This is a genomic window from uncultured Mucilaginibacter sp. (assembly GCF_903913935.1).
Taxonomy (GTDB): domain Bacteria; phylum Bacteroidota; class Bacteroidia; order Sphingobacteriales; family Sphingobacteriaceae; genus Mucilaginibacter.
In genome coordinates, this window is the sequence record NZ_CAIWNH010000362.1 from 1 (window position 1) to 8,690 (window position 8,690).

The following is an 8,690-nucleotide window of genomic DNA, read 5'->3' on the forward strand; positions in this document are numbered from 1 at the left end:
AGTAATTGGGGCTTTTTTTAAAATATTTATACAAAATACTTTAAGAATTGTGCGGAAAGCATTTACAGATAAAAGGAAATTTATACCTTTGACACAAATAGTTGCTCAAAGCAATTTTTAATTTTAAAAACACTACTACAATAAAGATTAAAATATGAAACCGTTTATTTCCACCGCATTTTACGGCTTTTTCAAGTACATCCTGGCGCTTACTTTAATTGCAACCCCATGGATATTTAAAGGTTTTGATGGAACAAAGCTGGCTGATATCTCAAGCGCAGCTTTACTGATCCCGATTTTTAATGGCTGGTTGCAATTAATCATGAATATATTTAGAGATACGGAAGCAAGCCCGATCAGGCAATTCCCTATCAAAATGAACATGGTACTGGATACGGTAATGGGTTTCATTTTATTTGTTTCACCATGGCTGTATAACTTTAAAGCAAAAGCTTTTTTGCCGGAAATATTTTTTGGCGCACTTTTAATATTTTTAGGTGTTTTCACTAAAAGATCACCTTTTACCAGCAAAGAAAATCATTCTCCTTCACAAGGCCTGTTAACTTCAACCGACTGAAAAGAAAGAGGCTGATAAAATCGATCAAACCTGATTTTATAGCCATTCACGATATTAATGCAGATCCCGGCAGTTTTAAGAGCTGCCGGGATTTTTTATGTTGGGCTTATAAATAGTTGTTAAGTTTTTCTTTGAGGATACCAATCAATTCCTCATCGCCAAAGCGATAATCATCCTCAATATCCAGCACGATCAATGTCTTTTCCATTAATATCAAAGGGAAACGTTGATTGAGGCGTTGTTTATGCCTGCGCTCCATCACAAAGATGACATCAGCCCATGCTAAAAGCTTCTCGTTTACTTTTATTCTCGCTTTATCACTTGTTCCTGCAGAACGTGCCTGGTGGTCCGGATGATTTTTAAACAACATTTCGGCAGTTGGACTGCGCCATTGGTTTTTACTGCAAATGAACAGAACGTTGGACAAGCGGATTTAATTATTGATGAAGGGAAATGTTTAGTTACTGGCAATGATGCCTTTTTCCTGCATCCAGGTCTGGCTCTTCACTAACCATTTACCGTTAATGTCCCTCAATACAAACGTAAAAGCGCCTCTTACGGCAAAGTGCTGCTTGCCCGGTAAATTCCCCGTGTAGCTTACGGGTACAACAATATAAACATTGTCTTCCCTGGATTGGTATATGTTTATGGGTTCAATCTTGCTGGTAAGTTTGGTCAACCGGTTATTTTTGCATGCTTTTTCAACGGCATTAACCCATTGCACCCCGGCTGTAGGGCCATTCCACGAATATGGGGCCTCATCATCAGCTATTGCTGCGTTTGGCGTATATAATTTGGATACCGCTTCAATATTAAACGAATTTGTAGCGTTTATAATAGTGGTTATTACCTCCATAATGTCTGATGGCGGTACAGTATCGGCTAACGGACGAGTGTATCTATTGGTTTCTGTGTATTTATAAAAAGAAATTTTCGAAGTAGCATTAGCCTCGCTGGCTGGCAGAAACAAGGCCGCAAGCAGGCAACAAGCCAAAATAAAAAAACTATTTCTCGTCATAAATGATAAAATGCGGAAGCGCATTTTGCTCTTCCAATTACAAAGTTAAATTACATAAACGCTTTTACACTATAAAATAAAAAATCTACCCCAAAGGGTTTTGATTTGTTGCAGGTTTATAACTTTGCAAAATGGAAACCATCACCTGGCACGAATTTGAGAAAGTTGAGCTTCGCGCCGGAACGATACTGGAGGTTGTAGATTTCCCCGAAGCCCGCAAACCAGCCTATAAAATAAAAGTTGATTTTGGTTCCCTGGGTATAAAATGGTCGAGCGCTCAGATCACCCGCCATTATACCAAAGAAGAATTGCCCGGCAGACAGGTCATCGGGGTAATAAATTTTAAAGCTAAACAGATCGCTAACTTTATGTCGGAGTTTTTGGTTACCGGTTTTGCAGATGAAAACGGGGATATTGTACTGGCGGCTATTGATAAACCTGTCCCGAATGGGAGTAAACTGATATAATGAGGTATGTTACTTTTGGCGATGAGCCCGCCGTCTCGCCCGACGATTTTTTTATGAACGAGGCTATCCGCGAAGCAAAATTGGCTTTAGCTGAAGATGAGATCCCGATTGGGGCCATTGTGGTTTGCCAGGGAAAGATCATTGGCCGGGGGCATAACCTTACTGAAAGGTTGAACGATGTTTCGGCCCACGCCGAAATGCAGGCCTTAACTGCTGCCGCCAATTATATGGGGGGCAAATACCTGCCTGAATGTACCTTGTACGTAACACTGGAGCCATGTGTAATGTGCGCGGGTGCCTGTTACTGGTTCCAGCTAAGCCGGATCGTTTTTGGGGCGTATGATACTAAGCGCGGTTTTGGCAGGTTAAATCAAAAGATTACCCACCCTAAAACCGTTATTACCGGCGGTATCCACGAAAACGAATGTGCTGATCTGGTAAGGGATTTTTTTAAAAGCAAGCGGAAGTAGGTTAGTTCATGGTTCATGGTTGATAGTTCATGGTAGCTGCGGAAGATGGATAGAATTTAGTGATTTGCCGCATTTACACACACCAACCTTCTACCATGAACTATCAACCATGAGCCATGAACTAAATATTACATTTATCAGAACAAAATAACCTTTCAACACTTTATATTTGTTACACACTATAATTAAACATTAAACTTAATATTATGGCTTTTACACTACCGGCGTTACCTTACGCTACCGACGCGCTTGAACCGCATATTGATAAAATGACTATGGAAATTCACCATGGCAAACATCACCAGGCTTATGTAACCAATTTAAATAAAGCACTGGAAGGAAAACCAGAAGCCGACAGCAATATTGAAGATATCATTAAAAATATCTCAAAATTCCCAATGGCTGTTCGCAATAATGGTGGTGGCCACTATAACCACAGCTTATTCTGGACTATTTTAGGCCCCGGAGCAGGTGGCGAGCCTACCGGTGCGCTTGGCGATGCAATAAAAAGCACTTTCGGTTCTTTTGCCGATTTTAAAACTAAAATTAACGAAGCAGGCGCAACCCGCTTTGGTTCAGGCTGGGCATGGTTGATCGTTACACCAGAAAAGAAACTGGCTGTATGTTCAACTCCAAACCAGGATAACCCATTAATGGATATAGCCGAGGTAAAAGGTACCCCGATTTTCGGCATCGACGTTTGGGAGCATGCCTATTATTTGAAATATCAAAACCGCCGTCCGGATTACCTGGCAGCTGTATGGAATGTGATCAACTGGAGCCACGTTGCCGAATTATATAGCAAAGCCTAGCCCCACAGCCCTCTAAAGGGGTTATAAGAAGTAAAGCGGCAGTTATTCAATACTGCCGCTTTTTTTAATTTTTCACAATCCCGGGCATCGTAAAAATCTGCGTAATCCCGGTCCGGACAACCCTATGAAAGCAATTGTATTAAAAGGTGCAGACCAACCTTTAGTTTTAAAAGAAGTTGAAAAGCCAACCCTAAACGCGGGTGAGGTTTTGGTGAAAATTGTTGCCGCAGCCTTAAACAGACGCGATTACTGGATAACTATTGGTAAGTACGCAGGCATAAAATACCCCTCTATATTAGGTTCTGATGGTGCGGGCATTGTTGCGGAAGTTGGAAACAATGCAGATGAACATTGGATAGGGAAAGAGGTAATCATTAACCCCAGCCAAGATTGGGGCGACCACGCTGAATACCAGGGAAAGGATTTTAAGATACTGGGCCTGCCCGAAAATGGCACTTTTGCTGAATATGTAAAGGTAAGGACTGAATTCCTGCATGCTAAACCAACCCATTTAGACTGGGAACAGGCTGCCGCTTTGCCGCTTGCGGGATTAACTGCATTTCGTGCCTTGTTTACCAAAGGCAAAGCTAAAAAGGGTGATAAAGTGCTGATCTCGGGCGTAGGGAGCGGGACAGGTACCTTCGCACTTACGTGGGCCGTTGCTGCCGGCTGCCAGGTTTTTGTTACGTCGCGCTCGGAGGAAAAAATTGAGAAGGCGATACAATTGGGGGCATCGGCTGGTGTAAGTTATAATGCGCCGGACTGGCCCGAACAATTGCAACAACTTGCCGGCGGCTTTGATGTAATTATCGACAGTGCCCTGGGCGATGGGTTCGCCAGGTTTTTGGATATCAGTAATCCCGGGTGCCGGATCGTGTTTTTCGGCGGGACAGCCGGGAATGTCCCTGAACTGAACGGGCGTAAAATATTCTGGAAACAATTACAGATCCTGGGCACTACTATGGGCACAAAGGAGGAATTTAAGGAGATGGTTGATTTTGTAAATAAACACAGGTTGGTGCCCGTAATCGATGAGGTTTTTCCGATGGTTGAAGCAGAAAAGGCAGTTCAAAAAATGGCGGAATCCCCGCAGTTTGGTAAAATTGTTTTAAGAGCGTAAAAAGTATGCTTCAGTTAAAAGTTGAAGCGATTAAGTGGGAACTGCCGGATGTAGCCACCTTGTTTTTTTGCGAAATATCGGGCCGGAAGGTCAATTATAAAGCCGGGCAGTTTATTACCCTGGTTTTTGATCATCATGATGACGAGATCCGCCGGTCTTATTCGCTAAGTTCATCGCCTGATGAGGACCAAATATCAATTACCGTCAAACGTATCACTAACGGCGAGATCTCGCGCTACCTGCTCACTAAAATAAAGCCCGGCGATATTATAAACGCTGTTGAACCGGCCGGAAGATTTACGATAGAAGATTTAGAAGCCGAAAAAGATATATTTTTATTTGCAGCGGGCAGCGGAATTGTCCCCATATTTTCGCAACTTAAATATGCACTAGCCCGGCAGGGGGAATGTAAATTCATCCTTATTTACGGCAATCAAAATGAAAGTTCGATTCTTTTTAAGGATGAATTGAATGAACTGGCAGAAAAAAATCCTGCCAGGTTAAAAATTATTCATTTGTTAAGTAGCAAAGCCAGCAGGTTAAATAACCTTGTACTGGAACAGATAGTACGCCAAAACCTGCGTTCAACTATAGCCAATGCAGCGATCTATACCTGCGGGCCTTATGACTATATGCGGATGATCCGCCTTACGCTATTGTACATGGGTTTTGCACCGGCGCAGATCAGGAAGGAAAATTTTGTGCTGGATACCGTGCCGGTAGGCGCAGTTACACTAAATTACCCGCCGAGGAGGATTCGAATTCATTTTAATAAAGAATCGTACGACCTGATTGTTGGTGAAAACCAATCGATATTGCAGGCAGCTCTGCAAAATAGCATCCCGTTACCCTATAGTTGCCGGGTAGGGGATTGTTCAACTTGTTCGGCTATTTGCAAAAATGGCAGGGTGGAGATGGTGAAAAATAATGTGTTGACGGATGCCGACCTGGCCAAAGGCTGGATATTAACCTGTACCGGCCATCCTGTACCGGACGTCGAAATTGAATTTTAACGCATAACAAGCGGAAAGGAACATAGCTTATATCCGCTTTTAGCTTTCTGCTTTAGGCCTTAAGTTTATCTAAACCCCAAAGCTGCCATATATCCTTTGTTTGGCCGGCAATTTTCAAATTTGCAGTTTTGGATAAACCGGAATAATGCCTTTTTAATTAATTCCCTGTCTTGTGGCGCTGCTTTGCGGATGGCGCCGAAATCGGCCCTGGGCTGCTCTGTATATTCAATTACTTTATCATACCCGGCCGGAACATCAAAAGTGATAACGCCCGCCGTATTGTCCATTTTTTTATAGGGCCAGTAATGCCAGCCGATGTTGTTCTCATCAAGGGTTTTGCGGAAGGCCTCGCACCATTCATCTTTATTTTCTCCCGTTTCGCCGCAATAAATAGGCACATTGTATTTATCCCTGAAATCGATATAATCCTGGATGATTTCTTTCCCTGTTGTTTGAGTCCAGTATTTATGGAACTGGTACACCAGCTTTTTATCAAACGGTAGGCCGAAAGGTTTAAAATTACTGTCCCACTGTGCACCACCTAAAATCAGGATATGGTTTTTATCCACCAAGCGGATGGCTTTGGTTATTTCTTTATAGGTGGGCTCAAGGTAAGGGTTAAGTTCATCGGCATTAAAATAGGTCGCGATAGGTTCGTTCAGCAAGTCATATCCCAAAATGATGGTTTCATTTTTATAATGATTCGCGATCTTTTTCCAGATGTAAGCAGTTTGCGCCCGCATGGCTTTGCTTTTAAACAAAAAGGGGTAGCCGTTGCCATCATCAATATTATCGCCGGTTTGCCCGCCGGGTGCGCAGTGCATATCTAAAATAACATAAAGTTTTTCTTTTTTGCACCAGCCAATCACCTTGTCCAGCAATTCAAAGCCGCGGTTAGCATTATTTTGCCCGCAGTAGTTTTCCGCGGTAAAAAGCCTGTAGTTAAAAGGGATTCGGATAGAGTTCATCCCGGATGCTTTTAAAAAATGGATATCTCCCGTGGTAATATAGTTATCCTGGTATTGTTTCCAGAATTTGGTGGTTTCTTCAGGGCCTAAAAGCTCCAGGATCGCTTCGTTGATCAGCCTGGGCGAGCTTACATCCTTAAACTTGAACATATAACCCTCAGGCACCAGCCAGTTACCCAGGTTTGTGCCCTTCATCAGGAAGGGTTTATTGTCCGGGCCGATAATGTCTTTTCCCCGTACACTGATAAATTTACCGGTCTGGGCCCTAAGGAATGACGGGATTAAGAGGATTAATAATGAAGCATACAAAAGTTTTCTTTTCATGATAACCGTTATTATAGCTAAAAGTAAATATTACCAAACATAGGTTGCAACGGCACCACCTGGCAAAGTAGTGGAGACGATCTTTCCATTAAATTGTATGTTAAAGGTTTGCGATGCATTTGCGGAATTTAATACGATGAGCACCTTTGATCCGTCAGCATTTTTAAAGGCGACGTTGGGCAGCGAGTTTACTTCGTTTGAGGCGATCCGAACAGCCCCCGGCCGTACAAATTTTGACGCATGTGCAATGATATAATAGGATACATTGCGGGTTACCGACGGCGCATTAATGGTTAAAGCCCCCTGGCAGGTAGTACAGCCGCCGTTGGTATGCGGGCCAAAGCCGCCGTCGGTCGCCAGGTTCCATTCCAGTACATTCCGGCTCCAGTTTTTTGTGGCGCCGATAATTAAATTGGCGATATGCCAGGCCAGGTCGCCAGCAAAGGTACCTGAAGTAGAAATATATTGCTCCGTAAAATAAATATTCTTATTGGGGTACGCATTATGAACAGGCGTAAGCGCGCTGATATTGCCGGCATAAAGATGGAATGCCGAGCCATCAACAAAAGGGTTGGCGGCCGCATCGGCAAGGATGGTTAATGGATAGTCGGTACGGTCGGTATTGTGATCATATACCAGTATTTTGGTTGACAGGCCGGCCGTTATTAACTGCGGGCCTAAACTGTTTTTAACAAAGTTTGCCTCCTCAAGCGGCTGCATTACCATCGCCGGGTTATTATTTGGGTTCAATGGCTCATTCTGCGGCGAGATGGCGTCAATAGTAATACCCTGTGCTTGCATTGCCTGGATATATTTAACCAAATAAGCCGCGTAGGCATCATAATACGCAGTATTTAAGCTGCCGCCAGTAAAGCCATTATTGCCTGTTGTATTGCTTTTCATCCAGACAGGGGCGGTCCATGGCGTAGCCATTATTTTAATAGTTGGATTTAAAGCGATTATTTTCTTCAAAACAGGCACAAGGTCGGTTAGTTCAGCGGCAATACTAAAGTTAGCGAGGGTAACATCTGTCTGCCCGGTAGCTACATCATCGTAAGTAAAGTCGGAGGCACTCATGTCTGAAGCGCCGATGGAGATCCGGAGGTAGCTGATGCCGATATGTGTAGTATCGGTTAAAAATAATTCCTTTAACAGCGCGTCCTGCTGTGCTGCAGCGAGGCTATGGATCAAGGTGGCGCTGCCCCCGGTTAAACAAAAGCCAAATCCATCTATGCTCTGGTAAGTTTTTGTAGTATCAATATTTATGCTGGTATTTGCATTGCTGCTGCTTTTAAAAATCAAGCCCACATTTTGTTTTTGTAATAATGCCGATTGAGTCGGGGTAGTAAGCCACATTGCTACGTCCGACTTTATAGTTACCACCGGTGGTATCACAGGTACGGGTTGTATTCCAGCGCTCACAGCCTTTTTACTACAGCTGACGCCCAGCAGTAAGTTGAAAACTAAAACGAAAGTAAAAATGATTTGCGGGGAACCTTTCTTCATGATTTTCAGGTAAATGGCTAACAAAAATTTAAATAGGTTATTAAAGTATAAAAATAAATTGGATTTACATTCGGATAGGGCTAATATAGTATTATTGCGCGTTAACGGGTATACTGAATCAGGCAAGTTTTTCCATTACTTAAGCTTTACAAAAATTCTGATAAGCTTTACTAACAATGTATATTAGCGCTGTGTTTGATTCTTATAAAAAACAAATGGAAGGCAAAAAGCATTTTATCCGAATTGCAGATAAGACGAAGGTTTTAACGGCCTGCTTTTTATTATTTACAGGGCATTTGGTTGCGCAAAACATAAAAGTAGCTGTGGCAGCTAACCTGCAGCCGGTAATAAAAGCGCTGGGGCAGGATTTTAAACAAAAAACTGGAGTAACGATTGAGCCAATAGTTGGTGCCTC

Annotated in this window: 10 protein-coding genes and 1 pseudogene; 7 read left to right on the forward strand and 4 right to left on the reverse strand. The window is 42.9% G+C overall.

Annotation, left to right across the window (positions count from 1 at the left end; translation table 11 throughout):
- The first annotated feature begins 154 nt into the window (after positions 1–154).
- On the forward strand, positions 155–577 hold the full coding sequence (locus QZY09_RS14400) for a hypothetical protein (protein ID WP_295673465.1): 423 nt from the start codon (positions 155–157) through the stop codon (positions 575–577).
- A gap of 106 nt (positions 578–683) precedes the next feature.
- Here the strand turns inward: QZY09_RS14400 and QZY09_RS14405 are convergent, their stop codons facing one another.
- Positions 684–1,004 carry a protein tyrosine phosphatase gene (locus QZY09_RS14405; protein WP_295673467.1) on the reverse strand — a complete coding sequence of 107 codons (321 nt, stop codon included), beginning with the start codon at positions 1,002–1,004 and terminating at the stop codon, positions 684–686.
- Positions 1,005–1,034: 30 nt separating this feature from the next.
- A complete protein-coding gene (locus QZY09_RS14410) occupies positions 1,035–1,595 on the reverse strand; it encodes a nuclear transport factor 2 family protein (RefSeq protein WP_295673468.1) in 561 nt (186 codons plus the stop codon).
- Positions 1,596–1,726: 131 nt separating this feature from the next.
- Here QZY09_RS14410 and QZY09_RS14415 point away from each other — a divergent pair, with 131 nt between their 5' ends.
- The 5 genes from QZY09_RS14415 to QZY09_RS14435 all read left to right on the forward strand — a co-directional run bounded on the left by QZY09_RS14415 (position 1,727) and on the right by QZY09_RS14435 (position 5,477).
- Positions 1,727–2,062: a tRNA-binding protein gene (locus QZY09_RS14415; RefSeq protein WP_295673469.1), complete on the forward strand. Its 336-nt coding sequence runs from the start codon at positions 1,727–1,729 to the stop codon at positions 2,060–2,062.
- Entirely contained in the window at positions 2,062–2,532 is a 471-nt protein-coding gene (locus QZY09_RS14420) for a nucleoside deaminase (protein ID WP_096349547.1), read from the forward strand. Before QZY09_RS14415 ends, QZY09_RS14420 begins: the two co-directional genes overlap by 1 nt.
- A 206-nt stretch (positions 2,533–2,738) precedes the next feature.
- Positions 2,739–3,344: a superoxide dismutase gene (locus QZY09_RS14425; protein WP_295673472.1), complete on the forward strand. Its 606-nt coding sequence runs from the start codon at positions 2,739–2,741 to the stop codon at positions 3,342–3,344.
- A gap of 124 nt (positions 3,345–3,468) precedes the next feature.
- Entirely contained in the window at positions 3,469–4,464 is a 996-nt protein-coding gene (locus QZY09_RS14430) for a zinc-binding dehydrogenase (protein ID WP_295673473.1), read from the forward strand.
- Positions 4,465–4,469: 5 nt separating this feature from the next.
- Positions 4,470–5,477, forward strand: a complete 1,008-nt coding sequence (locus QZY09_RS14435; RefSeq protein ID WP_295673475.1) for a ferredoxin--NADP reductase — start codon at positions 4,470–4,472, stop codon at positions 5,475–5,477.
- A 65-nt stretch (positions 5,478–5,542) separates the two neighbouring features.
- Here QZY09_RS14435 and QZY09_RS14440 read toward each other — a convergent pair whose 3' ends face one another.
- Positions 5,543–6,769, reverse strand: a complete 1,227-nt coding sequence (locus QZY09_RS14440; RefSeq protein ID WP_295673476.1) for a glycoside hydrolase family 5 protein — start codon at positions 6,767–6,769, stop codon at positions 5,543–5,545.
- Positions 6,770–6,799: 30 nt separating this feature from the next.
- A complete protein-coding gene (locus QZY09_RS14445; RefSeq protein WP_295673478.1) occupies positions 6,800–8,275 on the reverse strand; it encodes a glycoside hydrolase family 30 beta sandwich domain-containing protein in 1,476 nt (491 codons plus the stop codon).
- Between the two features lie 176 nt (positions 8,276–8,451).
- Here QZY09_RS14445 and QZY09_RS14450 point away from each other — a divergent pair.
- A pseudogene (locus tag QZY09_RS14450) lies at positions 8,452–8,690 on the forward strand (hypothetical protein); the annotation flags it as partial.